The following is a 26462-nucleotide window of genomic DNA, read 5'->3' as shown; positions in this document are numbered from 1 at the left end:
GAGCTCTACTAGCTGGAGTTCCATGCGCAATTAGGGCTCGGCGAGCAGACCTTCGCATCCACACATGCAGGTCGCATCGAGCCTCATCACCTAGCGGACCAACGTCACCTCGATCCCAGCCTGCCAAAGGATTTCGACACCTGCTCCAGCATTACACGGGTCTACTCGCCGTAGCAACATTGAAGATGGCATGCGCACTGTAGGCTTCGGCGTCATGGATATGTCGGCGAGTGGCGGTACGCATATCGTCTCCACCGCAGTGGTCGCCCATAGGCGTACCTAACGTCTTGCGAGCCATGCGATTGAGCGTTTCGGCTATTGGCATAGTGCCACCCAAAAACCACACGTGCATCATTTGGGCTCAGTCGGTAAAGGATGAAGCAGGTAGAGGAAGCGAGCAGAGGTCAGCGGCGTGGCTCCAGGCCCCTTTGAAAAGAGAACCCGAAGCACGGTTGTAAACCACTTTTTTTACCTGTTAACCACTGTGGTTTACAGTGCAAAAAAGTGGTTTACAACCCTGGTTCTACGGAGGGGTTTCTCTCCCCAAACCCCATCCCTGAAGGGGCTTTAACTAGCGGGTGTCATTCGACCTTCATCGAAGATTCATGCCGGTTGGCTTGCACCAGCCTTAGCTTTCTTCTGCTTCTTCCCGGGGCTTGTTTTGCACTCGCTAATGGCTTTTTGAAGCTCTTTAGACCTCCGTCGGCCCGATCCACTCGTGCCTGTGCTGAATCGTGGTAGAGGCCCTGCACTCCCGATCAGGTTCTCAAGCTCTAACGAAACGCGGACAAGCGTTTTGAAAGAGGCCCGAACTGCACTATGGAACCTCTCTGAATTGGCATTCATTTCTAAGATCGCTTTATTCACAGCGTTGATCGATTCTTCGGTCCACTGAGGATCAGTATCGGAATCAACGTCCATCTCACAGCCGGGCTGGAGCTTGTAGCCCGGCATCTGTTCTGACTTATGGTGCACAAGCTTGTTTCTTGCCTTATTGAGGGCGTGCAGCTCATTCAGCACTGGCTCCTCCGACAGTGATCGGCCGCAAATCATCTGCGGGACGATTCGCCACTTACCATCGAGATTGGCCTTATCCAAGGCGGCCGTCACCTTGTCACCGAGGTTGATCGCAGCCAGTTCGTACACACCGGACTCCAAAGCCATTGCCGTGAAGACAATGCTTTTGATACCGAGCTGAAGCATGCGGTCGTCCTGCACTACTCGTTTGGCACAGTAACCGTTTTCTGGAGGCTCAGGTACCCGATTCTCAAAATCCTTCAAATAGAGGCTGTAAGCTTCTTCAGCCATCTCCGCAAAAACGTATGTCAAGCTACCAGCAAGAGCCCAGCTTTTCTGCACCAGGAAGGTTTTTTCGAAAGTGGCAACGAGATCGTTCACAGAGCGAATCCTTGATAGATGAGCATTTGTGCATTTTGAAACTAATGGAAAACAGCAGCGAACGAGGCGGAACCGAAGGTTCAGTGCGTCTGAGAGACTGCTGGGATCAGGCGGAATCTGAGCGATACACGAGCCACGATTTCCCATTTCCTGCACATGGGGCGGGAGTCGTAGGACATGCAACAATCGTGATGAAACTTCCAATAGAACGCAAGCAGCCTATAAGCGCTCTATCTTGCGGCTTAGAGAAATATGCAACATTTAACTTGATACCATAACCGCGAAGGATCAAGGCCGCTGCGTTATGCAGCAATGCCCGCCGCACTACTTCCCGCGGGTAGACACTGGCCCGATCTATCGTGCCTCGGAAGAGGATTTCAAACGCCAACGGCCTGTGCTTGGTATCGAGAAACAGGCATCCAAACACCTCGCTGACCTCATGTCGCAGCATCGCTTTCAGATAGCGCCTCACCGTCGCCGGGCTGTCCATCGCGGATTCACGCTCAATTGACGTTGCAAGATGCCTGCGCCCGATCTCCAGCAGCGCCTGCAGCTGGCTGTACCTCACCGGGCCCAACCCAAGCTCACCGACGAAGGCCTCACGGTCGGCCTCCAGCAACTGGCGCAAGCCTCCGAACTTCACGAGCAGACCTCGCGCCAACTCCACGACATTGCGCCCACGCACACCTGAGCCGAGAAACACAGCAAGCAATTCCGTATCCGTCAGGCTTGCGGCCCCACGCTGCAGCAACTTCTCTCTCGGCCGCTCTTCAGCCGGCCACTCCCTGATATTCATCCCGTCCCTCTGCCCTTGCTGCGGCCCATTTCGGCCCTGTGTTAATCTATTTCGCCTCGTACATGCGACGTTCTGCCGCAGGCATCTTCAAACGTCGCCGCCCGCTCTCACTGGAAAAAGGCAAGCCTATGCAGCGGCTGTATCGCAAGCGCATCGTTCTCGGCGTGGGTGGCGGCATTGCCGCCTACAAAAGCGCCGAACTGATTCGCCGACTCCTGGAGCACGGCGCGCAGGTGCGCGTCGTCATGACCCGTGGTGGTGCAGAGTTCATCACCCCGCTGACCCTGCAGGCGCTGTCGGGCCACCCGGTGCACATGGACCTGCTCGACCCTGCCGCCGAAGCGGCCATGGGCCACATCGAACTGGCCAAGTGGGCCGACCTGGTGCTGATCGCCCCGGCCACCGCCGACCTCATGGCGCGCATGGCCCAAGGCATGGCCGACGACCTGCTGACCACCTTGGTACTGGCTACCGATGCCACCGTCGCCGTGGCCCCGGCCATGAACCAGGCCATGTGGCGCGACCCGGCCACCCAGGCCAACCTCGAACTGCTCAAGAACCGGGGCATCCAGGTGTTCGGCCCGGCATCCGGCAGCCAGGCCTGTGGCGACGTTGGCCTGGGCCGCATGCTCGAAGCCACCGACCTGGCCTGGTGTGCCGCGGAAAGCTTCAAGCGCCAGGCACTGACCGGCAAGCACGTGCTGATCACTGCCGGCCCGACCCAGGAAAACATCGACCCGGTGCGCTACATCACCAATCATAGCTCCGGCAAGATGGGCTTCGCCCTGGCCGAAGCGGCCGCCGAGGCCGGGGCTCGGGTCACCCTCGTCACCGGCCCGGTGCACTTGCCGACCCCCGACCGGGTCAGCCGGATCGACGTGGTCAGCGCGCGGGACATGCTCGCGGCCTGTGAAGCGGCCATGCCGTGCGACCTGTTCATCGCCTCTGCGGCGGTTGCGGACTACCGCCCGGAAGTCGTTGCCACGCAAAAACTCAAGAAAGATCCTACGACCGGCGACGGCATGCTGCTGCAGATGGTGCGCAATCCCGATATCCTTGCCACCATCGCTGGCCGCGCCGACCGCCCGTTCAGCGTCGGCTTCGCCGCCGAGACCGAACACTTGCTCGATTACGCCACGCGCAAGCTCAAGGACAAGAACCTCGACCTGATCGTCGCCAATGATGTGGCCAACCCCAGCATCGGCTTCAACAGCGAGGAAAACGCCTTGACCGTGATCGACCGCCAGCAGCACCAGACCCTCTTCGCGCAGACCAGCAAGGGCAAGATTGCCCGGCAACTGGTCGCCTTCATCGCCGAACGGCTCAATCAGGTTCAATAAGTTACATGCACGCTCTTCAAGCCAAGATCCTCGACCCACGCCTGGGCACCGAATTCCCACTGCCGCAGTACGCCACCCCTGGCTCCGCCGGCCTGGACCTGCGCGCCCTGCTCAAGGAAGACACAGTCCTCGAGCCAGGCCAGACCCTGCTGATCCCCACCGGCCTGTCGATCTACATCGGCGACCCGGGCCTGGCGGCGGTGATCCTGCCGCGCTCGGGCCTGGGCCATAAGCACGGCATCGTGCTGGGCAACCTGGTCGGGCTGATCGACTCGGACTACCAGGGCGAGTTGATGGTGTCGTGCTGGAACCGCGGCAACACCCCGTTCACCATCGCCGTTGGCGAGCGCATTGCCCAGCTGGTGCTGGTACCGGTGGTACAGGCCCATTTCGACATCGTCGAAGCGTTCGATGAAAGCCAGCGCGGCGCTGGCGGCTTCGGCCATTCCGGCAGCCACTGAGCCGAGAAATGACCGTTCAGGCCAAGGATGGCGAACTCTCTGGCGAAACCACCGTCCAAGCGTTCAGTTTGCGCCTGCCCAGAAAGCCTTTGACTAATGGAGCTTCCAGAGATGAACGACATGGCCCACCTGGCACCCGCCGCACTGCCAGACAGCATTTTCCGCGCGTATGACATTCGCGGCGTGGTCGGCAAGACCCTTCACGCCGAAACCGCCTACTGGATCGGCCGCGCCATCGGCGCGCAGAGCCTGGCACAGGGCGAACCTCAGGTTTCGGTCGGCCGCGATGGCCGCCTGTCCGGCCCGATGCTGGTCGAACAGCTGATCAAGGGCCTGGTCGATGCCGGTTGCCATGTCAGCGACGTCGGCCTGGTGCCCACCCCGGCGCTGTACTACGCAGCCAACGTGCTGGCCGGCAAGTCTGGTGTGATGCTGACCGGCAGCCACAACCCGTCGGACTACAACGGCTTCAAGATCGTCATTGCCGGCGATACCCTGGCCAACGAACAGATCCAGGCCCTGCTGACCCGTTTGAAAACCAACGACCTGACCCGCGCCGAAGGCCGCGTGGAAAAGGTCGAGATTCTTGACCGCTACTTCCAGCAGATCGTCGAGGACGTAAAGCTGGCCAGGAAGCTCAAGGTGGTCGTGGACTGCGGCAACGGTGCCGCCGGGGTGGTCGCGCCGCAATTGATCGAAGCCCTGGGCTGCGAAGTGATCCCGCTGTTCTGCGAGGTCGACGGCAATTTCCCCAACCACCACCCGGACCCGGGCAAGCCGGAAAACCTCGAAGACCTGATCGCCAAGGTCAAGGAAACCGGCGCCGACATCGGCCTGGCCTTCGACGGCGACGGCGACCGCGTCGGCGTGGTGACCAACACCGGCAGCATCGTCTACCCCGACCGCCTGCTGATGCTGTTTGCCCAGGACGTGCTGTCGCGCAATCCGGGCGCCGAGATCATCTTCGACGTCAAATGCACCCGTCGCCTGACCCCGCTGATCGAGCAGCACGGCGGCCGCGCACTGATGTGGAAGACCGGCCATTCGCTGATCAAGAAGAAGATGAAGCAGACCGGCTCGTTGCTGGCCGGCGAGATGAGCGGTCACATCTTCATCAAGGAACGCTGGTACGGTTTCGACGACGGCATCTACAGCGCCGTGCGCCTGCTGGAGATCCTCAGCAAGGCCGGGCAGAGCGCCGAAAACCTGTTCGCCGCGTTCCCGAACGATATTTCCACGCCGGAAATCAATATTGATGTGACCGACGAGGGTAAATTCAGCATCATTGATGCACTGCAACGCGACGCCGACTGGGGCGAAGCCAACCTGACCACCATCGACGGTGTGCGGGTGGACTACGCCCACGGCTGGGGCCTGGTTCGCGCCTCCAACACCACCCCGGTGCTGGTGCTGCGCTTCGAGGCCGACAGCGACGCCGAATTGCAACGTATCAAGGATGTTTTCCGTACCCAGTTGCTGCGGGTTGAGCCTGAGCTGCAACTGCCGTTCTGACCGACTATCTGTTCCTTACAGGAGCCCTGCATGACCCTCGATCGCGATGCCGCTTCCCATGTAGCCGAAGTTTTGTCCGAAGCACTGCCTTACATCCGCCGCTTTGTCGGCAAGACCTTGGTGATCAAGTACGGCGGCAACGCGATGGAGAGCGAGGAGCTCAAGACCGGCTTCGCCCGTGACATCGTGCTGATGAAGGCTGTGGGCATCAACCCGGTGGTGGTCCACGGTGGTGGCCCGCAGATCGGCGACCTGCTCAAGCGCCTGTCGATCGAAAGCCACTTCATCGACGGCATGCGCGTCACCGACTCGGCGACCATGGACGTGGTGGAGATGGTGCTGGGCGGCCAGGTCAACAAGGACATCGTCAACCTGATCAACCGCCACGGCGGCAGCGCCATCGGCCTGACCGGCAAGGACGCGGAGCTGATCCGCGCCCGCAAGCTGACGGTCAGCCGCCAGACGCCCGAGATGACCACCCCGGAAATCATCGACATCGGCCACGTTGGCGAAGTGGTCAGCGTGAACACCGACCTGCTGAACATGCTGGTGAAGGGTGACTTCATCCCGGTGATCGCGCCGATCGGCGTAGGTGCCAACGGTGAGTCGTACAACATCAACGCCGACTTGGTGGCAGGCAAGGTAGCCGAGGCGCTGAAGGCCGAAAAGCTGATGCTGCTGACCAACATCGCCGGCCTGATGGACAAGCAGGGCGAGGTACTGACCGGCTTGACCACCGAGCAGGTCAACGAACTGATCGCCGACGGCACCATCTACGGCGGCATGCTGCCGAAGATCAAGTGCGCGCTGGATGCGGTGCAGGGCGGTGTGAACAGCTCGCACATCATCGATGGCCGCGTGCCGAATGCGGTGCTGCTGGAGATCTTCACCGACAGCGGCGTGGGTACCCTGATTACCAACCGCAAGCAGCGCTGATCGTCAACCTGTCCCGGCCTCTTCGCGGGTAAAACCGCTCCCACAGGTACAGCACCGCCTTTGAGGGCTGTGGAGATCCTGTGGGAGCGAGCTTACCCGCGAAGAGGCCGGGACAGGCGAAACAAAAAAGGCGACCCTCATGCGAAGGTCGCCTTTTTCATTTCCGGGCCTGGATCAGATACCGTACTGCGCCCGGTAAGCCTCGACAGCTGGCAGATGCTGCTTCAGCTGTGGGTCATCGGCCAGGAACTCCAGAACCTGGGTCAGAGAAACGATGCTGACCACCGGAATACCGAAGTCACGCTCCACTTCCTGGATCGCCGACAGCTCGCCATTGCCACGCTCTTCGCGGTTCAGCGCGATCAGCACACCAGCGGCCTTGGCCTGCTGGGCATTGATGATCTGCATGACCTCACGAATGGCGGTACCGGCAGTGATCACGTCGTCGATGATCAGCACGTCACCGGCCAGCGGTGCGCCGACCAGGCTGCCACCTTCACCGTGGTCCTTGGCTTCCTTGCGGTTGAAGCACCATGGCACATCGAGCTGATGCTGATCGGCAAGGGCCACGGCAGTAGTCGCTGCCAGCGGGATACCCTTGTAGGCCGGGCCGAACAACACGTCGAAGGGGATCTTGCTGTCGACGATGGCTGCGGCATAGCAACGGCCCAGTTCGGCCAGGGCGGAACCGGTGTTGAACAGGCCGGCATTGAAGAAATACGGGCTGGTACGCCCCGATTTCAGAGTGAATTCACCGAAACGCAGTACCCCGCGATCGATGGCAAAACGGATGAAGTCGCGCTGATACGGCTGCATGGATAGTCCCGGACACCACGGATTTAGCTAAATGGGTTGAGCTCGGGTATCATACACGCACGAGATTTTTGGGGCCATTTATGCGGATCATCAGTGTGAACGTAAATGGCATTCAGGCTGCGGCCGAGCGTGGTTTGCTCAGCTGGCTGCAAGCCCAGAATGCCGACGTCATCTGCCTTCAGGATACCCGCGCCTCGGCCTTTGAACTCGATGACCCAGCTTTCCAGCTCGATGGCTATTTCCTTTATGCCTGCGACGCGGAGGTGCCTGCCCAAGGTGGTGTGGCCCTGTATTCGCGCATGCAGCCCAAGGCAGTCATCACCGGCCTGGGCTTCGAGACAGCCGACCGCTACGGGCGCTACCTGCAAGCAGATTTCGACAAAGTCAGTATTGCCAGCCTGCTGCTGCCTTCGGGTATGAACGGCGACGAAGACTTGAACCAGAAGTTCAAGTTGATGGACGACTTCGCCAAGTACCTGGACAAACAGCGTCGCAAACGTCGCGAATACATCTACTGCGGCTCGTTCTACGTGGCGCAGCAGAAGCTCGACATCAAGAACTGGCGTGACAGCCAGCAGTCGCCGGGCTTCCTGGCGCCGGAGCGTGCCTGGATGGACGCGATCACTGGCGAGATGGGTTACGTCGATGCCTTGCGCGAAGTCAGCCGTGAGGGCGACCAGTACAGCTGGTGGCCGGACAACGAGCAGGCCGAGATGCTCAACCTGGGCTACCGGTTCGACTACCAGATCCTCACCCCGGGCCTGCGTCGCTTCGTGCGCAACGCCCGCCTGCCGCGTCAGCCGCGCTTCTCCCAGCATGCGCCGCTGATTGTCGACTATGACTGGACGTTGACCATCTAAAAGCCGATTGGGGCCGCTTTGCGGCCCATCGCGACACAAGGCCGCTCCTACAGGATTACGCATTCCCCTGTAGGAGCGGCCTTGTGTCGCGATAGGGCTGCAAAGCAGCCCCAGCATTATTTGATCGGCCGCCAGATCATCGGGTAGCGATACGGCTTGCCTTCATTGGCCCGCACCGCGGCAATGATGATCAGCACCAGCACCGCCACCATCAGCATGGCGAACAGCATCAGCCCGATGAACACGAACATCAGCAGGAAGCAGATAAACCCGGCAATGGTCACGCTGATCTGAAAATTCAGCGCCTCTTTACCCTGGGCGTCGATGAAAGGGTCTTGCTCGCGCTTGAGGTGCCACAGTACCAGCGGACCCAGCAAGTGCCCGAGCGGCACCACCAGGCCCAGCAGCGCGGAGAGGTGGCAGAACATCGCCCACTGCCGGACTTCGGCATTGGGCGGGGTGATCGACAGGTTCGATTCGCTCATGCCCCGCACCTCCATGGCTGGGTCAGTCGGCCAGTGCCGCCTGCTGCAGTTCGAAGATCTCGTTCATGCCCTTCTGTGCCAGGGCGAGCATGGCGTTGAAGTCTTCAGGCTGGAACGGCGCACCTTCGGCAGTACCCTGCACTTCGATGAAGCCACCGGCGCTGGTCATGACCACGTTCAGGTCGGTTTCAGCTGCGGAGTCTTCCAGGTAGTCCAGGTCGAGCACCGCTTCGCCCTGGTACATGCCCACCGACACTGCGGCGATCATGTGCTTGAGCGGGTTGCCAGCCTTCAGGCCACCGCGCTTCTTGATCACCGCCAGTGCGTCACACAGGGCGACCATGGCACCGGTGATGGACGCGGTACGGGTGCCACCATCGGCCTGGATCACGTCGCAGTCGACGTACAGGGTGATGTCACCAAGCTTGCTCATGTCCAGCGCGGCGCGCAGCGAACGGCCGATCAGGCGCTGGATTTCCAGGGTACGGCCACCCTGCTTGCCACGGCTGGCTTCGCGCTGGTTACGCTCGCCGGTGGAACGCGGCAGCATGCCATATTCGGCGGTCAGCCAGCCTTGGCCCTGGCCTTTGAGGAAGCGCGGCACACCGTTTTCCACGCTGACCGTGCAGATGACCTTGGTGTCACCGAACTCGACCAGTACCGACCCTTCGGCGTGCTTGGTGTAGTTGCGGGTGATGCGGATCGAGCGGAGCTGATCGGCGGCGCGACCACTTGGACGTTTCATCTGGGATACCTGTACTGGGACTTTGAATCTGCCGAGCATTATAGAGCCCACGGCCCGGGGAAGACATGCCTATTGTCGCGCCCGCCACAGCCCGTCGCCTTTTCCTACCGGCCAATCCCCCCGTCGGTAACATGGGTGGATTGGGCGCCAAGGCCCCACTGCGCTACAATCCTGCGCCTTGCAGCCGAGAGGCTCCCACCGTTCATTCATATACGCGAGGTACTCCCCATGGTGCACAGCATGACCGCTTTTGCTCGTGTCGAGCGCGCCGGCAGCCAAGGCACCCTGGTCTGGGAGCTGCGTTCGGTCAACCACCGTTACCTGGAGCCGCACCTGCGCCTGCCCGAGGCCCTGCGCGACCTCGAAGGCGCTGTGCGCGAAGGCCTGCGCCAGGGCCTGTCGCGGGGCAAGGTGGAATGCACCTTGCGCCTCAACGAAGACAGCAACGGCAAACCGCTGAAGGTGGACCGCGAGCGCGCCGCGCAGCTGGTTGCCGCCGCCGAGGAAGTGGCCGGCCTGATCAAGCAGCCGGCACCACTGAACCCGCTGGAGGTGCTGTCGTGGCCAGGCGTGCTGGTGGCCGACGCCAGCGACCCGCAGGCACTGAATACCGAAGCCATGGCGCTGTTCGATCAAGCGCTGGCCGAGCTCAAGGCCGGGCGCCAGCGTGAAGGCCAGGAACTGGCCCGACTGATCAACGAACGCCTGGACAACATGGCCAGCGAAGTCACCACCCTGCGCGCCCTGGTGCCGCAGATGCTGGCAGCTCAGCGGCAGAAGATCCTCGACCGCTTCGGCGACATGCAGGCCGAACTCGACCCACAGCGCCTGGAGCAGGAGATGGTATTGCTGGCCCAGAAGAGCGACGTGGCCGAGGAACTCGACCGCCTCAGCACCCACGTCACCGAAGTGCGCCGGGTGCTCAAGGGTGGCGGTGCTGCCGGCCGGCGCCTGGATTTCCTGATGCAGGAACTCAACCGCGAGGCCAACACCCTCGGCTCCAAGGCCTTCGACCCACGCAGCACGCAAGCGGCGGTCAACCTGAAGGTATTGATCGAACAGATGCGTGAACAAGTACAGAACATCGAGTAAGGCCACCCCGACCATGAACCACAGCAGCGGCACCCTCTATATCGTTTCGGCCCCTTCGGGCGCCGGCAAGACCAGCCTGGTCACCGCCCTGATCAAGGCCGACAGGCGCGTAAGCGTCTCGGTCTCGCACACCACCCGCGCCATGCGCCCGGGCGAGCAGCACGGCGTGAACTACCACTTCGTCAGCCATGACGACTTCAAGGGGCTGATCGCCAAGGGTGACTTCCTCGAACACGCCGAAGTGTTCGGCAACTTCTACGGGACTTCGCGCAGCGCGCTGCAAGAGGTACTCGACCAGGGCAATGACCTGATCCTGGAAATCGACTGGCAAGGCGCCCAGCAGGTACGCAAGCTGATGCCCGAGGCTTTGTCGGTGTTCATCCTGCCGCCAAGCCAGCAGGCCCTGCGCGAACGCCTGGATGGCCGCGGGCAGGACAGCGAAGAGATCATCGCCGGGCGCATGAAGGAAGCGGTCAGCGAGATGGTGCACTACGACGAGTATGACTACGTGATCATCAACGATGATTTCGACGTGGCGCTGGAAGACTTGAAGGCAGTGTTCCGCTCGAACCGCCTGCAGCTGAAGAAGCAGCAACAGCGTCATGCGGCATTGCTGAAGCAAATGATCGGCTGAAGATTGCCGGGGCCTCTTCGAGGCCCTTTCGCGACACAAGGCCGCTCCTACATCGGAAGGCGTACGCCGTGCTGTTGTAGGAGCGGCCTTGTGTCCCGAAAGGGGCGCGAAGCGCCCCCAGCCTTATTCCTGCAGTGGCAAGGTAGCCTGCTGACGCAGAGTAGCCCCCAGGAAGTACGCCGGCGCGCGCAGGCGCGACAGCATCATCAGCACGATCCCCAGCACCGAGATGATCGCGGCGATCACGAACACCAGCCCCAGCCCGCCCACATGCGAGCCGCTGCCGAAGTCCGGCGAGGCGCTGTCGATGGCTGTACGCACGAAGATCACCGACAAGATCACCCCACCCACCAGCGGGCACAGGCCGCGCATCAGGAAGTGGCGCAAGCTGTCGAACAGGCTGTGGCGGAAGTACCAGACACAGGCGAAGGCCGTCAGCGAATAGTAGAAGCAGATCATCATGCCCAGTGCAGTGATGGTATCCGCCAACACATTCTCGCTCAGGGTGCGCATGGTCACGTAGAACAGGCCCGCAGCCACGCCAGCGCAGATAGTGGCGTAACGCGGGGTCTGCGAACGAGGACAGACGCTGGCAAACTTCTGCGGCACCGCACCGTAGTAACCCATGGCCAGCAGAGTGCGCGCCGGCGACACGAAGGTAGACTGCAGCGATGCTGCGGTACTGGCCAGCACCGCGATGGACATCAGGATCGCCAGCGGCCCCATGACCGGGCCCGCCAGGTGGGCGAAGACGTTTTCCTGAATGCGGGGGTTGTTCAGACCCAGGCCTTGTTCGCTGATACCAGCAAACTGCAGGGTGGCAATGGCGGTGAACAGGTACAGGCCGAGGATAAGCAGCACGGTCCAGGTGGCCGCCTTGCCCGGTACCTCGTCACTGCCGACCGACTCCTCGCTGACAGTCAGGCAGACGTCCCAGCCCCAGAAGATGAAGATCGACAGCGACAGCCCGGCGGCAAAGGCCGAGAACGATTCGACGCCGAACGGGTTGAACCAGGCGAAATCGAATTCCAGCGGTGGCGGCGCGGTGGTTTCGCCGAAAGCGGCAAAGGCAAAGCCGATCAGCACCAGCAACTGCAGGGCAACCAGGCCGTATTGCACGGTCATGGTGGTGGTCATACCGCGACAGCAGATCCACACCGCCAGGGCGATGAACACGCAACAGGTGGTTATGTTGATGAGCAGGTTGTCGGCCAAGGCCGCCAGCTCGTGCTTGCCGGTGATCTGGCCAAGGAACAGGTAGAAGAAGTCGACCGCCACCCCTGCCAGGTTCGACAACACGATGGTGGTGGCGACCACCAGGCCCCAGCCGCCGATCCAGCCGATCATCGGGCCGAAGGCACGCGCCGACCAGGTAAACGAAGTACCGCTATCCGGCTCCGCCGAGTTCAGTTCGCGGTAGCCCAAGGCCACCAGCAGCATCGGCAGAAAGCCGACGATGAACACCGCCGGCAGGTGTGCGCCCACTTCACGCACGGTCGGGCCAAGGGCGCCGGTAAGGGTGTAGACCGGGGCGATGGTGGAAATGCCCAGCACCACGCTGGCCAGCAAGCCCAGCCGGCCGGTGGCCAGGCCCTTGCTGCGCTGGGTGTTGCCCGCGTCGGCCGCCACGTCGGGTGGGCGGCCGGCTTCTGTGTAATTGCTCATGAGTATTTGCCGTAAATTTTGGAATTGTTTTCACAGGCCTTGCGTACAAGGCCCGCTTTCACTCATTGAAAGCTTGCTGCCGGGAACAAGTCATCCGAGACCTTCGGGTGACGTCAGAATGCCTCCTGCCGTGCGCCCTCCCGTGTAGCGTAAGCAATGCAGGCCTCGCGAAACGCCTGGAACAGGCGCAGCGAGACCGGGTTTTCGGTAAATCGCCACTCCGGGTGCCACTGCACGCCGAGCACAAAACCTGGCGCCGCAGGCATGGACACCGCTTCGATCAGGCCATCCGGGGCCCGTGCCTCGACACGCAGGCCTGGGGCCAGGCGGTCGATGCCCTGGCTGTGCAGCGAGTTGACCTCGAACTGCGCCGCCAGGCCCAGGCGCTCGAACAACCCGCCAGGCTCTATGCCGACAAGGTGACGAGGGCCGTATTGCACCTCCAGGGGTGCGTCCTCAGGTTCACGGTGGTCAAGGTAGCCAGGCAGTTCCTGCACGCGCTGGTGCAGGCTGCCGCCCAGGGCTACGTTCAATTCCTGGTAGCCGCGGCAGATACAGAACACCGGCACACCGGCGGCAATGGCCGCCTGCAACAGCGGCAGGGTCAGGCGATCGCGTGCCAGATCATGCCGGGTACCCGCCGCGCTGGGGGCGCCATTGTAATGATGCGGTTCGATATTTGAAGGTGAGCCGGTAAAAACAATGCCGTGCAGACGGGCCAGCAGCGCCTGCGTGTCGCTGCCCCCGTCACGGGCCGGCAAGATCAGTGGCAAGCCGGCAAAGCCGGCCGCCTCGACATACTTGTCGCCTACCGTGTGCGACGAGTTCTTCCCCACCTGCTGACGGCAGGCGCTGACACCGATCAAGGGGACCGCATTTGCGCTCATGGGCTTACACCGTGTGCAGGTACCAGTTGTACTCGAGGTCGGAAATCGACACTTCGAACTCGGCCAGTTCGCTTTCCTTGCAGGCCACGAAGATATCGATGTAGTCCGGGCTGATGTATTGGTTGAGGACTTCGCTGTCGTCCAGCGCGCGCAGGGCATCGCGCAGGTTGTTCGGCAGGCTCTGCTCCAGCTGTTCGTAGGAGTTGCCTTCGATCGGTGCCTGCGGCTCGACCTGGTTGGTCAGGCCGTGGTGAACACCGGCGAGGATCGCCGCGAGCATCAGGTAGGGGTTGGCGTCGGCACCGGCCACGCGGTGCTCCAGGCGCACGTTTTCGCTACTGTCGGTGGGCACGCGCACCGCCACGGTGCGGTTGTCCAGGCCCCAGCTTGGCGCATTGGGCACGTAGAACTGCGCGCCGAAGCGGCGGTAGGAATTGATGTTCGGGCAGAGGAAGGCCATCGACGCCGGCATGGTCTCCAGCACACCACCGATGGCATGGCGCAGCGCGTCGCTTTGCAGCGGGTCGTCACTGGCGAAGATGTTCTTGCCGGTTTTCTTGTCCAGCAACGAAATGTGCACGTGCAGGCCATTGCCTGCCTGGCCCGGGTAGGGCTTGGCCATGAACGTGGTGTCCATTTCATGGTCGTAGGCAACGTTCTTGATCAGGCGCTTGAGCAGGATCGCGTAGTCGCAGGCCTTCAGTGGGTCGGCCACATGATGCAGGTTGACCTCGAACTGTGCCGGGGCGCTTTCCTTGACGATGGCGTCGGCGGGCAGACCCTGTTCCTTGGCCGCTTCGAGCATGTCCTGCAGGCAGTCGGCATATTCATCGAGGTCGTCGATCAGGTACACCTGGGTCGATTGCGGGCGCTTGCCGGAAATTGGCGAGCGCGGCGGCTGCGGGCGACCGTTGAGATTGTCCTGGTCGATCAGGTAGAACTCCAGCTCGAACGCGGCGCAGATATCCAGACCCAGGTCATCGAACTTGCTCACCACCTGGCGCAGTACTTCGCGCGGGTCGGCGAAGAACGGCTGGCCATCCAGTTCGTGCATGGTCATCAGCAACTGGGCTGTGGGGCGCTTCTGCCACGGCTCGTCCGACAGCGTGCCGGGGATCGGGAAGCAGATGCGGTCGGCATCGCCGATGTCCAGGCCAAGGCCGGTGCTCTCGACGGTGGACCCGTTGATGTCCAGGGCGAACAGCGATGCCGGCAGGTTGATGCCCTTCTCGTACACCTTGTGCAGGCTGGCCCGCTCGATGCGCTTGCCACGTACCACGCCATTCATGTCGGAGATCAGCAGGTCGACGTACTGCGTGTCCGGATGGGCCTGGAGGAAGTCATTCATCTCGCTGGAAGAACTGGCGCACGGGGTTACCGACGTCATGGCTGTACATCCTTTGATTTGCTGCGGCGATGTGGGGGATACGGCTGGCGCCTCACGGGCGACGATGGTTGCAGCTGTTGTTCTTTTCACTTTCCCATCGTGGGGATTGGTTACCCGACCGGGCGCATTGATTCCCGGGGGCCGTTTCACTATAAAATGGCCAAAACGCAACAGACATTGGCAATTCGGCAAGCAGAGCGTGCACCAATGCAATATCAGATTACCCATGCCGACCTCTCCCTGGTCCTGGCCCTGGAACGTGGCCGCTCGCTGGCCAAGGCTGCCGAGTTGCTCAAGGTCGATGTGTCGACGGTGTTCCGCTCGATCCGCCGGCTGGAATCGGCGCTGGGCACCGCCTTGTTCGTCAAGAGCCGCAAGGGCTACTTGCCGACCGACACCGCCCAGGCCCTGGCCGAGCAGGCCGAGCGCGCCGAGCAGGCGCTGGAGGCGGCGCGCATCGCCATGACCAGTGGCGAGCAGGTGGTCAGCGGCACCGTGCGCCTGACCTGTACCGAGGCGGTGATGCACAGCCTGCTGCTGCCGGCGTTGGCCGAGTTCATGCCGAACTACCCGGCCTTGTCGCTGGAGATGGGCACCTCCAATACCTTCGCCAACCTCAGCCGGCGCGATGCTGACATTGCCCTGCGCCTGACCAACACGCCGCCGGAGCACCTGGTGGGCCGCAACCTGGGGTCCACCTCTTACGTGGTCTGCGGCCAGCCGCAGTGGCGTGAGCGCCTGGCCGAGTCACCTGCCAGCGTACCGTGGATCGCCCCCGACGACTCGATGCAGGACCACCCCACGGTGGTCTGGCGCAACCAGCAGCACCCGGGCTTGAGCCCGCGTTACCAGTGCAGCGGCATGTCGACCATCGCCCAGCTGGTCACGGCCGGGCTCGGCGTGGCAGCGTTGCCAGACTACATGGTGCACGCGCTGCCCGGGGTGGATGCGCTGAGCGGACCGCTGCCGGGTTGCGACACCCAGCTGTGGCTGCTGACCCGGCCGGACTGCCGGGCGTTACGCTCGGTGCAGACCCTGTTCGAGGAGCTGACCCCGCGGTTGCGTGACGCGATGCTCTGAGGTTATCGTCGGGCTCAGGTATCGAGGGTGTCTGTTCCGGCCCTTTCGCGGCTGACGCCGCTCCCACTGGGTGCGGTGATGAGCCTGAGGACAATGCGGCCCCTGTGGGAGCGGCTTCAGCCGCGAAGAAGGCAACACAGGGCTTGAAGGTGACCACCCGACAAAACAGCGCTTCCCTATTGGCTGGTGATTTTTTAAACTATCGAGTCCGCCTGCCCATTATTGGGCTGCACGCCCACCGCAATTGCTACTGAGGAAGACCATGGCCCGCGTAACTGTTGAAGACTGCCTGGAACACGTGGATAACCGCTTTGAGCTGGTCATGCTCTCGACCAAGCGCGCTCGCCAGCTGGCGACCGGCGGCAAAGAGCCACGCGTTGCGTGGGAAAACGACAAGCCGACCGTTGTTGCCCTGCGTGAAATCGCCGAAGGCATCGTCACCAACGAGTTCATCGCCGCTGAAGAGATCGTCACCGAGGATCCGGTGTTCGCCGCGTTCGAGGACGAGAACAACGAGGCTGTCTGATTGATGCCAGGTCGACGTCGCACGGCGCAAGGCCCTCTTCCTCGGCAGGAGGTGAACCCATGCCGGGTATAGAAGCCTTGGCCGAACGGCTGTCGACCTACCTTGGCCCCGAACAGGTCAACCTGGTCCGGCGCGCCTATTTCTACGCCGAACAGGCCCACGATGGGCAGCGCCGCCGCAGTGGCGAACCCTACGTGACCCACCCGCTGGCCGTGGCCAGCATCCTCGCTGACATGCACATGGACCATCAGAGCCTGATGGCGGCCATGCTGCACGACGTGATCGAAGATACCGGCATCGCCAAGGAAGCCCTCAGCCAGCAGTTTGGCGAGACCGTGGCCGAACTGGTCGATGGGGTCAGCAAGCTGACCCAGATGAACTTCGAGACGAAGGCCGAGGCGCAGGCCGAAAACTTCCAGAAGATGGCCATGGCCATGGCCCGCGATATCCGCGTGATCTTGGTCAAGCTGGCCGACCGCCTGCACAACATGCGCACCTTGGAAGTGCTGTCCGGCGAAAAACGCCGGCGCATCGCCAAGGAAACCCTCGAGATCTACGCCCCCATTGCCAACCGCCTGGGCATGCACACCGTGCGCGTGGAATTCGAGGACCTCGGCTTCAAGGCCATGCACCCGATGCGTTCGTCGCTGATCCACCGCGCGGTGAAAAGCGCTCGCGGCAACCGCAAGGAGATCGTCGCCAAGATCGAGCATTCGCTGGCCAACTGCCTGGCCGCCGACGGCATCGAGGGCGAGGTCAGCGGCCGGCAAAAACACCTCTATGGCATCTACAAGAAGATGCGCGGCAAGCGCCGCGCCTTCAACGAAATCATGGACGTGTACGCGTTCCGCATCGTCGTCGACAAAGTCGACACCTGTTACCGCGTGCTCGGCGCGGTGCACAACCTGTACAAGCCGCTGCCCGGTCGCTTCAAGGATTACATCGCGATCCCCAAGGCCAACGGCTACCAGTCGTTGCACACCACACTGTTCGGCATGCACGGCGTGCCCATCGAAATCCAGATCCGCACCCGCGAGATGGAAGAGATGGCCAACAACGGCATCGCCGCGCACTGGCTGTACAAATCCAACGACGACGAGCAGCCCAAGGGCAGCCACGCCCGTGCCCGTCAGTGGGTCAAGGGCATCCTCGAACTGCAGCAACGTGCCGGCAACTCGCTGGAATTCATCGAAAGCGTGAAGATCGACCTGTTCCCGGACGAGGTCTACGTGTTCACGCCCAAAGGCCGCATCATGGAGCTGCCCAAAGGCTCCACGGCGGTCGACTTCGCCTACGCGGTGCACACCGACGTCGGCAACAGCTGCATCGCCTGCCGCATCAACCGCCGCCTGGCGCCGCTGTCCGAACCGCTGCAAAGCGGCTCGACGGTGGAAATCGTAAGCGCCCCGGGCGCGCGGCCGAACCCGGCCTGGCTCAACTTCGTGGTTACCGGCAAGGCGCGCACGCACATCCGCCACGCGCTCAAGCAACAGCGCCGCTCCGAGTCCATCAGCCTGGGCGAACGCCTGCTGAACAAGGTGCTCACCGGCTTCGACAGCAGCCTGGAGATGATCCCCCAGGAGCGTATACAGGCGATTCTCGCCGAGTACCGCCTGGAGCTTATCGAAGACCTGCTCGAAGACATCGGCCTGGGCAACCGCATGGCCTACGTGGTAGCGCGCCGCCTGCTGTCGGCCGAAGGCGAGCAGCTCCCGGCACCGGAAGGCCCGCTGGCGATCCGTGGCACCGAAGGCTTGGTGCTGAGCTACGCCAAGTGCTGCACGCCGATCCCGGGCGACCCGATCGTCGGCCACCTGTCGGCAGGCAAGGGTATGGTCGTGCACCTGGAAAACTGCCGCAACATCAGTGAAATCCGCCACAACCCGGAGAAGTGCGTACAGCTCTCCTGGGCCAAGGACATCACCGGTGAATTCAATGTCGAGTTGCGCGTCGAACTGGAACACCAGCGCGGCCTGATTGCCCTGCTGGCCAGCAGTGTCAACGCCGCCGACGGCAACATCGAGAAGATCAGCATGGACGAACGCGACGGCCGTATCAGCGTGGTCCAACTGGTGGTCAGCGTGCACGACCGCGTGCACCTGGCGCGTGTGATCAAGAAGCTGCGTACCCTGACCGGTGTGGTCCGCATCACCCGCATGCGTACGTAGTCCGCCAACCGCAAGGAGTCATCATGAGCAAGACCGTCATCAACAGCGACAAGGCCCCTGCCGCCATCGGCACCTACTCGCAGGCGATCAAGGCCGGCAACACCGTGTACATGTCGGGCCAGATCCCGCTGGACCCGAAGACCATGGAACTGGTCGAAGGCTTCGAAGCCCAGACCGTACAGGTGTTCGAGAACCTCAAGGCCGTGGCTGAAGCCGCTGGCGGTTCGTTCAAGGACATCGTCAAGCTGAACATCTTCCTCACCGACCTGAGCCACTTCGCCAAGGTCAACGAGGTGATGGGCCGCTACTTCGAGCAGCCTTACCCGGCCCGCGCCGCCATCGGCGTTGCCGCGCTGCCGAAAGGTGCCCAGGTCGAAATGGACGCCATCCTGGTCATCGAGTGATGCCTCCGGTGACGGGTGCCCTGCCCGTCACCTTTCCTTCTCTGCAAGGTTACCCCGTCATGCGTCAAGCACTGCCCATCGTGCTGGCAGCCCTGCTTCTGGGCGGCTGCGCCAGCCACAAACCTGAAGACCTGAACGGCACCTGGATCAACCAGAAAGCCATCGATGAGGTGGTCGAAAGCGGCCGCGTTACTCAAACCCTGAACAAACACGGCATTGAACTCGAATGGAAACTGGACGTTGCAAACCAGAAAGCGAGCTTCAGTAACGGCTTCGAAGGCGTGGATGGTCAGCTGATCCTCAATGAGGACCAGTGGCAGGTTAGTACCGAAGGTGAAGAACCTGCCCGATTGACGCTGCGTGGCGACGAATTGAAAGTGGCAAACCGCACCTTTGGTGAACAGACTTTCGTGCGCGTCAAATCTCCACCTGCAGCAAATGCACCACTAGGCGGTAGCTTCGAGAAAGCACTGTACCAGGCCTACCTGGGCGGCAACTGGAAGATCGTCGAAGGGCAGGGAAAAGGTGCCAGCGTGCGCTTCGGCGACACCGGCAATGTCACCGGCCTGCCAGGGCCAGATCGTTTCGCCCTGTGCCTGGCGGGCGACTGCGCGACCATGGGTGGCAGCAATGACAGCCTGTGGCTGGAGCGGAACCAACGTGGCGCGCCGTTCATCCTCAAGCGCGATGGCGACAAGCTGGAGATCTTCCAGGCGGTGAACAGCGCGCAACCGGATGAAATGCCAGTGTTGGCAGCCGGTAAACGCCAGTGGCTGCTGGAACAGGACTGAAACCTGCTGAGATCGTGGTCGAACACACTGGTCTCTTCGCGGGTAAACCCGCTCCCACAGGTACACCGCCAGGCTTGAAACCAACGGTGCACCTGTGGGAGCAGGTTTGCCCGCGAAGAGCACAGTAGACTCAGCACCCGCCTTTCAGGATCGCCGCATAGCCTTCCTTGTAACTCGGATACATCGGCGCCCAACCCAACGCCCGCGCTCGGGCATTGCTGCAGCGCTTGCTACCGGTACGCCGCACTCGCTGCTCATCCGACCACTCGGTTACACCCATGTACGCCCGCAGCCAGGCCACCACATCGGCCAGCGGCGCCGGGTCGTCGTCGACACCGATGTAACAGTCCTCAAGCACCTTGCCGTCGGCATCTGCCTGCAACAGAAACGCCAACAGGCTTGCAGCATCCTCGGCATGGATGCGGTTGCCATACAGCGGTGGCTCCTCGGCCACGCGGTAGCCCTGGCGCACCTGACTGAGCAGCCACTCGCGTCCGGGACCATAGATGCCGGTCAGGCGCACCACGCTGGCCGGGATGCCGCTGGCCAGTGCCAACCGCTCTGCCTTCAGCATCAATCGCCCGGAATATCCTTCAGGCTCGGTGGCCGCGCCTTCCTCGATCCACTCGCCTTCCTTCTGTGCATACACGCTGCTGCTGGACACGAACAGCAGGCGCCGTGGGCGTTGGCCGCGCTCGGCCAGCCAGTCCAGCACATGGCGCAAACCGTCGACATAGGCTGCCTGGTAACCCGCCTCGTCGTGCTGGCTAGCCGCCACGCAGTACACCAGGTAGTCCGGCGCGCGCTGCGGCCAGGCGTCAGGAATCGATGGTTCGGACAAGTCCGCCGCCACCGGCACGACTCCCGCAGGCAACTGCCCGACCGAGCGACGCAGGCCGCTCACCTGCCAGCCGCGCGCAAGCATCTGCCGGGCAAGGCGCCCGCCTACATCACCACATCCCACCACCATCACGGAATGGTCTGACATCTCTAAACTCCCTAGACCAATTGATCAGGCCGACCACGCTACACGATGGATGGCTAGACCATAGGCGAAAAAAGCAACAAGATTACTTTTGTTAACAAGAATTACTTGCAATAATGGCCGCCAAATTGTTCTCGGCCTACCTCGAGGCCTTGGAGAACGCTCACTTCATTCTTCATCAGGTCCGGCCAGCATGACACGTACTCAACCTTCCGCTTCGCCAACCCCGTCGCGCGCCTGGCGCGCCATCGCCGCGCTGACGCTCAGCCTGGTGCTGGCCCCGGTGGCCATGGCCGATGAGCCAACCGCCAATGCTGCCACGCCTGCTGCCGCTACTGCACCAGCTGCACCGGCCGTTGCCCCAGCCGCAGCACCGGCTGCCGACGCAGTTGCTGCCCCGGCCGCAGCAGACCCGAGCGTCGAAGCCCTGGTTGAAGACACCTCGCTGGGCATGGCCCACGACCTGTCCCCATGGGGCATGTACAAGAACGCCGACGTGGTGGTGAAGGCGGTGATGATCGGCCTGGCCATCGCCTCCATCATCACCTGGACCATCTGGATTGCCAAAGGCTTCGAGCTGATGGGCGCCAAGCGTCGCCTGCGTGGTGAAATTGCCCTGCTGAAGAAATCCGCCAGCCTCAAGGAAGCCAGCGACGTTTCCAACAAGGAAGGCACCCTGGCTCACACCCTGGTCCACGACGCGCTCGAAGAGATGCGCCTGTCGGCCAATGCCCGCGAAAAAGAAGGCATCAAGGAGCGCGTCAGCTTCCGCCTGGAGCGCCTGGTACACGCTAGCGGCCGCACCATGAGCAGCGGCACCGGCGTACTCGCCACCATCGGCTCCACTGCACCATTCGTCGGCTTGTTCGGTACCGTATGGGGCATCATGAACAGCTTCATCGGCATCGCCAAGACCCAGACCACCAACCTGGCCGTGGTTGCCCCAGGTATCGCCGAGGCCCTGCTGGCCACCGCCCTGGGCCTGGTCGCCGCAATCCCGGCCGTGGTCATCTACAACGTCTTCGCCCGCTCTATCGCCGGCTACAAGGCCCAGGTGTCCGACGCCTCCGCCCAGGTACTGCTGCTGGTCAGCCGTGACCTGGACCACCAAGGCAGCGAGCGTGTTGCCCCGCACATGGTGAAAGTGGGGTAAGCCATGGGCCTGCATCTCAACGAAGGTGGCGACGACCTCGCCGAAAACCACGAAATCAACGTTACGCCGTTCATCGACGTGATGCTGGTGCTGCTGATCATCTTCATGGTCGCAGCCCCGTTGGCCACGGTCGACATCAAGGTCGACCTGCCGGCCTCGACTGCCAAGCCGGCGCCGAGGCCCGAAAAACCGGTGTTCGTCAGCGTCAAGGCCGACCAGAAGCTGTACGTCGGCGACGATCAGGTCCCTGCCCCCGACCAGCTTGGCCCGATGCTCGATGCCAAGACCAAGGGCGACAAGGAAACAACCATCTTCTTCCAGGCTGACAAAGGCGTGGATTACGGTGACCTGATGGAAGTGATGAACAACATGCGCGCGGCCGGCTACCTGAAGGTCGGTCTGGTAGGTCTCGAGACGGCAGCCAAGAAATGACAAGAACGCGCTCTAACATGGCGCGCTACGGTGGCAGCCTGGCGATCGTGCTGGGCGTGCACGTGATCGCCGTGCTGCTGACGCTCAACTGGTCGGTGCCCCAAGCCATCGAACTGCCACCGGCAGCCATGATGGTCGAGCTGGCGCCGTTGCCGGAGCCTGCGCCACCACCGCCCCCTAAAGCGGCGCCGCAGCCACCGGCACCGGTCGAGGAACCGCCGCTGCCGAAGCTGGCCGAGGCACCAAAGCCCAAGATCGCCATTCCCAAGCCGCCCAAGCCGAAGGCCAAGCCACAACCGCCCAAGCCCGAGAAAAAGCCTGAGCCGCCGAAGGAAGCACCGCCGACCGAACAAACGGTAGACGCACCGCCCAGCAACACGCCGCCGCAGAAGTCCGCGGCACCGGCGCCGAGCATTGCGTCCAACAGCAACGCCCTGCCGACCTGGCAGAGCGACCTGCTGCGTCACCTGGCCAAGTACAAGCGTTACCCGGAAGACGCGCGCCGTCGCGGCCTGCAGGGCATCAACCGCCTGCGCTTCGTGGTCGACGCCGAAGGCAAGGTGGTGTCGTACTCCATGGCCGGTGGGTCGGGGAGTGCCGCCCTGGACCGGGCGACCCTGGAAATGATCCGTCGGGCCGGCACGGTACCCAAGCCGCCACCCGAGTTGCTGAACAATGGCACGATCGAAGTCGTGGCACCGTTCGTCTACTCGCTGGACCGCCGCTGAGACTTTTGTTTCTGTCACAAATCGGCAAGTCTGATAACGTGCGTCTATCGATTGCAGCCGCTATGCTGGGCTCGCAACTTCATGGACGCACGTTATGACCCTCACAGAATTACGCTACATCGTCACACTCGCCCAGGAACAGCACTTCGGCCATGCCGCCGAACGCTGTCACGTGAGCCAGCCGACCCTGTCGGTCGGTGTGAAGAAGCTCGAGGATGAGCTTGGCGTGCTGATCTTCGAGCGCAGCAAGAGCGCGGTCCGCCTGACCCCGGTCGGCGAAAGCATCGTCGCCCAGGCGCAAAAGGTACTGGAGCAGGCCCAAGGTATTCGCGAGCTGGCCCAGGCCGGCAAGAACCAGCTGACTGCCCCGCTCAAGGTCGGTGCCATCTACACCGTCGGCCCGTACCTGTTCCCGCACCTGATCCCGCAGCTGCACCGCGTGGCGCCGCAAATGCCGCTGTACATCGAAGAGAACTTCACCCACGTACTGCGCGAAAAACTGCGCAACGGCGAACTGGACGCGGTGATCATAGCCCTGCCGTTCAACGAAGCCGACGTGCTCACCTTGCCGCTTTACGATGAACCGTTCTGCGCCCTGATGCCGGCCGACCACCCGTGGACCGCGAAAAAGACCATCGACACCGCCATGCTCAACGACAAGAGCCTGTTGCTGCTCGGTGAAGGCCACTGCTTCCGCGACCAGGTACTGGAAGCCTGCCCTACGCTGAACAAGGGCGGTGAAGGCTCCAAGCACACCACGGTGGAGTCCAGCTCGCTGGAAACCATCCGCCACATGGTGGCCTCGGGCCTGGGCGTGTCGATTTTGCCGCTGTCGGCGGTGCACAGCCACCACTATGCCCCCGGCGTCATCGAGGTCCGCCCACTGACTGCACCGGCACCATTCCGCACCGTGGCCATCGCCTGGCGCGCCAGCTTCCCGCGGCCGAAGGCCATCGAGATCCTCGCCGACTCGATCCGCCTGTGCTCGGTCGCCAAAGCCCCTGCGGAACAATCGGCCTGAGTCATGAGTGAGCTGTCGAAGGTCCCGGTCACGGTACTCAAGGGGGTAGGCGAGGCCATGGCGGAGAAACTCGCCAAGGTCGGCCTGGAGAACCTGCAGGACGTGCTGTTCCACCTGCCCCTGCGCTACCAGGACCGCACCCGCGTGGTGCCGATAGGCCAACTGCGCCCTGGCCAGGACGCGGTGATCGAGGGCGTGGTCAGCGGCGCCGACGTAACCATGGGCAAGCGCCGTAGCCTGGTGGTGCGCCTGGGTGACGGCAGTGGCGTGCTGAGCCTGCGCTTCTACCACTTCAGCAACGCGCAGAAGGAAGGCCTCAAGCGCGGTACCCACCTGCGCTGCTACGGCGAAGCCCGCCCCGGCGCTTCGGGCCTGGAAATCTACCACCCGGAATACCGTGCGCTGAACGGCGACGAGCCGCCGCCACCGGTCGAGCAGACCCTGACGCCGATCTACCCGTCCACCGAAGGCCTTACCCAGCAACGCCTGCGCCTGCTGTGCCAGCAGAGCCTGGGCCTGCTCGGCCCGCGCAGCCTGCCGGACTGGCTGCCCGAAGAGCTGGCCCGGGACTACCAGCTGGCGCCGCTGGACGATGCCATACGCTACCTGCACAACCCGCCGGCCGACGCCGACCTCGACGAACTTGCCGAAGGCCAGCACTGGGCCCAGCACCGCCTGGCCTTCGAAGAACTGCTGACCCACCAGCTGTCGCAGCAACGCCTGCGCGAAAGCCTGCGCAGCCTGCGCGCGCCGGTGCTGCCCAAGGCCCAGCGCCTGCAGGCGCAGTACCTGGCCAATCTGGGCTTCCAGCCGACCGGCGCGCAGCAGCGGGTGGCCAACGAAATTGCCTACGACCTCAGCCAGCACGAGCCGATGATGCGCCTGGTGCAGGGCGACGTGGGTGCCGGCAAGACCGTGGTCGCCGCCCTGGCTGCGCTGCAGGCGCTGGAAGCCGGCTACCAGGTGGCCTTGATGGCACCCACCGAGATCCTCGCCGAACAGCACTACATCACCTTCAAGCGCTGGCTCGAACCGTTGGGCATCGAAGTGGCCTGGCTGGCCGGCAAGCTCAAGGGCAAGGCCCGGGCAGGCGCGTTGGAGCAGATCGCCAACGGTGCGCCAATGGTAGTCGGCACCCACGCGCTGTTTCAGGAGGAGGTGAAGTTCAAGCACCTGGCTCTGGCGATCATCGATGAACAGCACCGTTTTGGCGTGCAGCAACGCCTGGCCCTGCGCAAGAAGGGCGTGGCCGGGGAATTATGCCCGCACCAGCTGATCATGACCGCCACGCCAATTCCTCGAACCCTGGCCATGAGCGCCTACGCCGACCTGGACACCTCGGTGCTCGACGAGCTGCCACCCGGGCGTACCCCGGTGAACACCGTGCTGGTGGCCGACAGCCGTCGCTTCGAAGTGGTCGAGCGGGTACGCGCCGCCTGCGCCGAAGGGCGCCAGGCCTATTGGGTGTGCACCCTGATCGAAGAATCCGAAGAGCTGACCTGCCAAGCCGCCGAAAGCACATACGAGGAGCTGGGCAGTGCCCTGGGTGAGCTGCGGGTGGGGTTGATCCACGGGCGCATGAAACCGGCGGAAAAGGCCGAGATCATGGCCGAATTCAAGGCTGGCAACCTGCAGTTGCTGGTCGCCACCACGGTCATCGAGGTGGGCGTGGATGTGCCCAACGCCAGTCTGATGATCATCGAGAACCCCGAGCGCCTGGGCCTGGCCCAGTTGCACCAGCTGCGCGGCCGCGTTGGCCGTGGCAGCGCCGTCAGCCATTGCGTGCTGCTGTACCATCCGCCGCTGTCGCAGATTGGCCGCGAGCGGCTAGGGATCATGCGGGAAACCAACGACGGCTTCATCATCGCCGAGAAAGACCTGGAACTGCGTGGCCCGGGCGAGATGCTCGGCACCCGCCAGACCGGCCTGTTGCAGTTCAAGGTCGCCGACCTGATGCGCGACGCCGACCTGCTGCCGGCCGTGCGCGACGCCGCCCAGGCCCTGATCGCTCGCTGGCCGGAACACGTCAGCCCACTGCTCGATCGCTGGCTGCGCCATGGCCAGCAATATGGCCAAGTGTGACGCTAGTCCCATAATGGATCCAGTTCTGCGCCCAGGCTGGTTATACTTCGCGTTTAAAAGAATCAGTGGATACGGACC

General features: G+C 62.8%; 25 protein-coding genes and 1 pseudogene. 17 read left to right on the top strand and 9 right to left on the bottom strand.

All coding sequences use genetic code 11. The features are described 5' to 3' along the window. Positions 1–603: 603 nt before the first annotated feature. Entirely contained in the window at positions 604–1398 is a 795-nt protein-coding gene (locus tag CAF92_RS13495; protein ID WP_085601109.1) for a hypothetical protein, read from the bottom strand. A 106-nt stretch (positions 1399–1504) separates the two neighbouring features. Continuing rightward, a complete protein-coding gene (locus CAF92_RS13490) occupies positions 1505–2194 on the bottom strand; it encodes a JAB domain-containing protein (RefSeq protein WP_371916242.1) in 690 nt (229 codons plus the stop codon). Between the two features lie 128 nt (positions 2195–2322). On the opposite strand from CAF92_RS13490, the gene coaBC reads away from it, so the two are divergent. The 4 genes and pseudogenes from coaBC to argB all read left to right on the top strand — a co-directional run bounded on the left by coaBC (position 2323) and on the right by argB (position 6443). After that, a complete protein-coding gene (coaBC, locus tag CAF92_RS13485) occupies positions 2323–3534 on the top strand; it encodes a bifunctional phosphopantothenoylcysteine decarboxylase/phosphopantothenate--cysteine ligase CoaBC (protein ID WP_085601108.1) in 1212 nt (403 codons plus the stop codon). A 5-nt stretch (positions 3535–3539) separates the two neighbouring features. Next, the gene (dut, locus tag CAF92_RS13480; RefSeq protein ID WP_015272329.1) at positions 3540–3995 is read left to right on the top strand and encodes a dUTP diphosphatase; all 456 of its coding nucleotides are present in this window, start codon (positions 3540–3542) and stop codon (positions 3993–3995) included. Between the two features lie 144 nt (positions 3996–4139). After that, positions 4140–5507, top strand: a pseudogene (locus CAF92_RS13475) (phosphomannomutase/phosphoglucomutase); the annotation flags it as partial. Positions 5508–5537: 30 nt separating this feature from the next. Beyond that, positions 5538–6443 carry an acetylglutamate kinase gene (argB, locus tag CAF92_RS13470; protein WP_003258198.1) on the top strand — a complete coding sequence of 302 codons (906 nt, stop codon included), beginning with the start codon at positions 5538–5540 and terminating at the stop codon, positions 6441–6443. 174 nt (positions 6444–6617) lie between these two features. Here argB and pyrE read toward each other — a convergent pair whose 3' ends face one another. Continuing rightward, a complete protein-coding gene (gene pyrE / locus CAF92_RS13465; protein ID WP_003253405.1) occupies positions 6618–7259 on the bottom strand; it encodes an orotate phosphoribosyltransferase in 642 nt (213 codons plus the stop codon). An 80-nt stretch (positions 7260–7339) separates the two neighbouring features. Between pyrE and CAF92_RS13460 the strand changes: the two genes are divergently transcribed. Beyond that, positions 7340–8119, top strand: coding sequence for an exodeoxyribonuclease III (locus tag CAF92_RS13460; protein WP_003253401.1), 780 nt, complete (start codon positions 7340–7342; stop codon positions 8117–8119). Between the two features lie 116 nt (positions 8120–8235). Here the strand turns inward: CAF92_RS13460 and CAF92_RS13455 are convergent, their stop codons facing one another. Both CAF92_RS13455 and rph read right to left on the bottom strand, forming a co-directional pair. Then, on the bottom strand, positions 8236–8604 hold the full coding sequence (locus tag CAF92_RS13455) for a DUF4870 domain-containing protein (protein WP_085601107.1): 369 nt from the start codon (positions 8602–8604) through the stop codon (positions 8236–8238). A 22-nt stretch (positions 8605–8626) separates the two neighbouring features. Beyond that, complete coding sequence (gene rph, locus CAF92_RS13450; protein WP_046613695.1) at positions 8627–9349, bottom strand: ribonuclease PH; 723 nt, start codon at positions 9347–9349, stop codon at positions 8627–8629. Positions 9350–9577: 228 nt separating this feature from the next. On the opposite strand from rph, the gene CAF92_RS13445 reads away from it, so the two are divergent. Together CAF92_RS13445 and gmk are read left to right on the top strand one after the other, a co-directional pair. Further along, complete coding sequence (locus CAF92_RS13445; protein WP_085601106.1) at positions 9578–10441, top strand: YicC/YloC family endoribonuclease; 864 nt, start codon at positions 9578–9580, stop codon at positions 10439–10441. A 13-nt stretch (positions 10442–10454) separates the two neighbouring features. Continuing rightward, positions 10455–11075, top strand: coding sequence for a guanylate kinase (gene gmk / locus CAF92_RS13440; protein WP_085601105.1), 621 nt, complete (start codon positions 10455–10457; stop codon positions 11073–11075). A 123-nt stretch (positions 11076–11198) separates the two neighbouring features. Here gmk and CAF92_RS13435 read toward each other — a convergent pair whose 3' ends face one another. The 3 genes from CAF92_RS13435 to CAF92_RS13425 form a co-directional block, all read right to left on the bottom strand. Further along, a complete protein-coding gene (locus tag CAF92_RS13435; protein ID WP_013974795.1) occupies positions 11199–12740 on the bottom strand; it encodes an APC family permease in 1542 nt (513 codons plus the stop codon). A gap of 113 nt (positions 12741–12853) precedes the next feature. Next, positions 12854–13627 carry a gamma-glutamyl-gamma-aminobutyrate hydrolase family protein gene (locus CAF92_RS13430; protein ID WP_046613698.1) on the bottom strand — a complete coding sequence of 258 codons (774 nt, stop codon included), beginning with the start codon at positions 13625–13627 and terminating at the stop codon, positions 12854–12856. 4 nt (positions 13628–13631) lie between these two features. Beyond that, positions 13632–15014, bottom strand: a complete 1383-nt coding sequence (locus tag CAF92_RS13425) for a glutamine synthetase family protein (protein ID WP_046613699.1) — start codon at positions 15012–15014, stop codon at positions 13632–13634. Between the two features lie 207 nt (positions 15015–15221). Between CAF92_RS13425 and CAF92_RS13420 the strand changes: the two genes are divergently transcribed. The 5 genes from CAF92_RS13420 to CAF92_RS13400 all read left to right on the top strand — a co-directional run bounded on the left by CAF92_RS13420 (position 15222) and on the right by CAF92_RS13400 (position 19983). Continuing rightward, positions 15222–16094 carry a LysR family transcriptional regulator gene (locus CAF92_RS13420; RefSeq protein ID WP_013974798.1) on the top strand — a complete coding sequence of 291 codons (873 nt, stop codon included), beginning with the start codon at positions 15222–15224 and terminating at the stop codon, positions 16092–16094. 262 nt (positions 16095–16356) lie between these two features. After that, positions 16357–16620, top strand: coding sequence for a DNA-directed RNA polymerase subunit omega (gene rpoZ / locus CAF92_RS13415; protein WP_003253383.1), 264 nt, complete (start codon positions 16357–16359; stop codon positions 16618–16620). A 59-nt stretch (positions 16621–16679) separates the two neighbouring features. Further along, the gene (gene spoT, locus CAF92_RS13410) at positions 16680–18788 is read left to right on the top strand and encodes a bifunctional GTP diphosphokinase/guanosine-3',5'-bis pyrophosphate 3'-pyrophosphohydrolase (RefSeq protein ID WP_013974799.1); all 2109 of its coding nucleotides are present in this window, start codon (positions 16680–16682) and stop codon (positions 18786–18788) included. 23 nt (positions 18789–18811) lie between these two features. Beyond that, positions 18812–19192 (top strand): RidA family protein, encoded by a 381-nt coding sequence (locus CAF92_RS13405; RefSeq protein ID WP_009684531.1) that lies wholly within the window; start codon positions 18812–18814, stop codon positions 19190–19192. A 59-nt stretch (positions 19193–19251) separates the two neighbouring features. Next, positions 19252–19983: a hypothetical protein gene (locus CAF92_RS13400; RefSeq protein ID WP_085601104.1), complete on the top strand. Its 732-nt coding sequence runs from the start codon at positions 19252–19254 to the stop codon at positions 19981–19983. Between the two features lie 130 nt (positions 19984–20113). On the opposite strand, the gene CAF92_RS13395 is transcribed toward CAF92_RS13400, so the two are convergent. Then, positions 20114–20971, bottom strand: coding sequence for an SDR family oxidoreductase (locus tag CAF92_RS13395; protein ID WP_085601103.1), 858 nt, complete (start codon positions 20969–20971; stop codon positions 20114–20116). A 190-nt stretch (positions 20972–21161) separates the two neighbouring features. Between CAF92_RS13395 and exbB the strand changes: the two genes are divergently transcribed. The 5 genes from exbB to recG all read left to right on the top strand — a co-directional run bounded on the left by exbB (position 21162) and on the right by recG (position 26384). Continuing rightward, complete coding sequence (gene exbB, locus CAF92_RS13390; RefSeq protein WP_085601102.1) at positions 21162–22121, top strand: tonB-system energizer ExbB; 960 nt, start codon at positions 21162–21164, stop codon at positions 22119–22121. Positions 22122–22124: 3 nt separating this feature from the next. Continuing rightward, complete coding sequence (exbD, locus tag CAF92_RS13385) at positions 22125–22553, top strand: TonB system transport protein ExbD (RefSeq protein WP_013974803.1); 429 nt, start codon at positions 22125–22127, stop codon at positions 22551–22553. Next, complete coding sequence (locus CAF92_RS13380; protein WP_046613703.1) at positions 22550–23281, top strand: energy transducer TonB; 732 nt, start codon at positions 22550–22552, stop codon at positions 23279–23281. The genes exbD and CAF92_RS13380 overlap by 4 nt, the downstream gene beginning before the upstream one ends. 94 nt (positions 23282–23375) lie before the next feature. Further along, a complete protein-coding gene (locus CAF92_RS13375) occupies positions 23376–24302 on the top strand; it encodes a hydrogen peroxide-inducible genes activator (protein WP_051096444.1) in 927 nt (308 codons plus the stop codon). Between the two features lie 3 nt (positions 24303–24305). Next, on the top strand, positions 24306–26384 hold the full coding sequence (recG, locus tag CAF92_RS13370) for an ATP-dependent DNA helicase RecG (protein WP_085601101.1): 2079 nt from the start codon (positions 24306–24308) through the stop codon (positions 26382–26384). Positions 26385–26462: the final 78 nt, after the last annotated feature.

This window comes from Pseudomonas sp. B10(2017), from assembly GCF_002113295.1.
In the GTDB taxonomy this organism is placed as follows: Bacteria; Pseudomonadota; Gammaproteobacteria; order Pseudomonadales; family Pseudomonadaceae; genus Aquipseudomonas; species Aquipseudomonas pudica.
The sequence above is the reverse complement of the archived record's forward strand: the minus strand, read 5'-3'. Positions and strand labels throughout refer to the sequence as shown.

Bases quoted from the DNA above. Each gene is read 5' to 3' on its own strand.
- recG (WP_085601101.1), top strand. From the start codon at position 24,306: ATGAGTGAGCTGTCGAAGGTCCCGGTCACGGTACTCAAGGGGGTAGGC.
- CAF92_RS13405 (WP_009684531.1), top strand. From the start codon at position 18,812: ATGAGCAAGACCGTCATCAACAGCGACAAGGCCCCTGCCGCCATCGGC.
- CAF92_RS13400 (WP_085601104.1), top strand. From the start codon at position 19,252: ATGCGTCAAGCACTGCCCATCGTGCTGGCAGCCCTGCTTCTGGGCGGC.
- exbB (WP_085601102.1), top strand. From the start codon at position 21,162: ATGACACGTACTCAACCTTCCGCTTCGCCAACCCCGTCGCGCGCCTGG.
- CAF92_RS13425 (WP_046613699.1), bottom strand. From the start codon at position 15,014: ATGACGTCGGTAACCCCGTGCGCCAGTTCTTCCAGCGAGATGAATGAC.
- CAF92_RS13375 (WP_051096444.1), top strand. From the start codon at position 23,376: ATGACCCTCACAGAATTACGCTACATCGTCACACTCGCCCAGGAACAG.
- CAF92_RS13455 (WP_085601107.1), bottom strand. From the start codon at position 8,604: ATGAGCGAATCGAACCTGTCGATCACCCCGCCCAATGCCGAAGTCCGG.
- rpoZ (WP_003253383.1), top strand. From the start codon at position 16,357: ATGGCCCGCGTAACTGTTGAAGACTGCCTGGAACACGTGGATAACCGC.
- dut (WP_015272329.1), top strand. From the start codon at position 3,540: ATGCACGCTCTTCAAGCCAAGATCCTCGACCCACGCCTGGGCACCGAA.
- CAF92_RS13445 (WP_085601106.1), top strand. From the start codon at position 9,578: ATGGTGCACAGCATGACCGCTTTTGCTCGTGTCGAGCGCGCCGGCAGC.
- CAF92_RS13490 (WP_371916242.1), bottom strand. From the start codon at position 2,194: ATGAATATCAGGGAGTGGCCGGCTGAAGAGCGGCCGAGAGAGAAGTTG.
- coaBC (WP_085601108.1), top strand. From the start codon at position 2,323: ATGCAGCGGCTGTATCGCAAGCGCATCGTTCTCGGCGTGGGTGGCGGC.
- CAF92_RS13395 (WP_085601103.1), bottom strand. From the start codon at position 20,971: ATGTCAGACCATTCCGTGATGGTGGTGGGATGTGGTGATGTAGGCGGG.
- pyrE (WP_003253405.1), bottom strand. From the start codon at position 7,259: ATGCAGCCGTATCAGCGCGACTTCATCCGTTTTGCCATCGATCGCGGG.
- rph (WP_046613695.1), bottom strand. From the start codon at position 9,349: ATGAAACGTCCAAGTGGTCGCGCCGCCGATCAGCTCCGCTCGATCCGC.
- argB (WP_003258198.1), top strand. From the start codon at position 5,538: ATGACCCTCGATCGCGATGCCGCTTCCCATGTAGCCGAAGTTTTGTCC.
- CAF92_RS13380 (WP_046613703.1), top strand. From the start codon at position 22,550: ATGACAAGAACGCGCTCTAACATGGCGCGCTACGGTGGCAGCCTGGCG.
- exbD (WP_013974803.1), top strand. From the start codon at position 22,125: ATGGGCCTGCATCTCAACGAAGGTGGCGACGACCTCGCCGAAAACCAC.
- CAF92_RS13420 (WP_013974798.1), top strand. From the start codon at position 15,222: ATGCAATATCAGATTACCCATGCCGACCTCTCCCTGGTCCTGGCCCTG.
- CAF92_RS13435 (WP_013974795.1), bottom strand. From the start codon at position 12,740: ATGAGCAATTACACAGAAGCCGGCCGCCCACCCGACGTGGCGGCCGAC.
- gmk (WP_085601105.1), top strand. From the start codon at position 10,455: ATGAACCACAGCAGCGGCACCCTCTATATCGTTTCGGCCCCTTCGGGC.
- spoT (WP_013974799.1), top strand. From the start codon at position 16,680: ATGCCGGGTATAGAAGCCTTGGCCGAACGGCTGTCGACCTACCTTGGC.
- CAF92_RS13430 (WP_046613698.1), bottom strand. From the start codon at position 13,627: ATGAGCGCAAATGCGGTCCCCTTGATCGGTGTCAGCGCCTGCCGTCAG.
- CAF92_RS13460 (WP_003253401.1), top strand. From the start codon at position 7,340: ATGCGGATCATCAGTGTGAACGTAAATGGCATTCAGGCTGCGGCCGAG.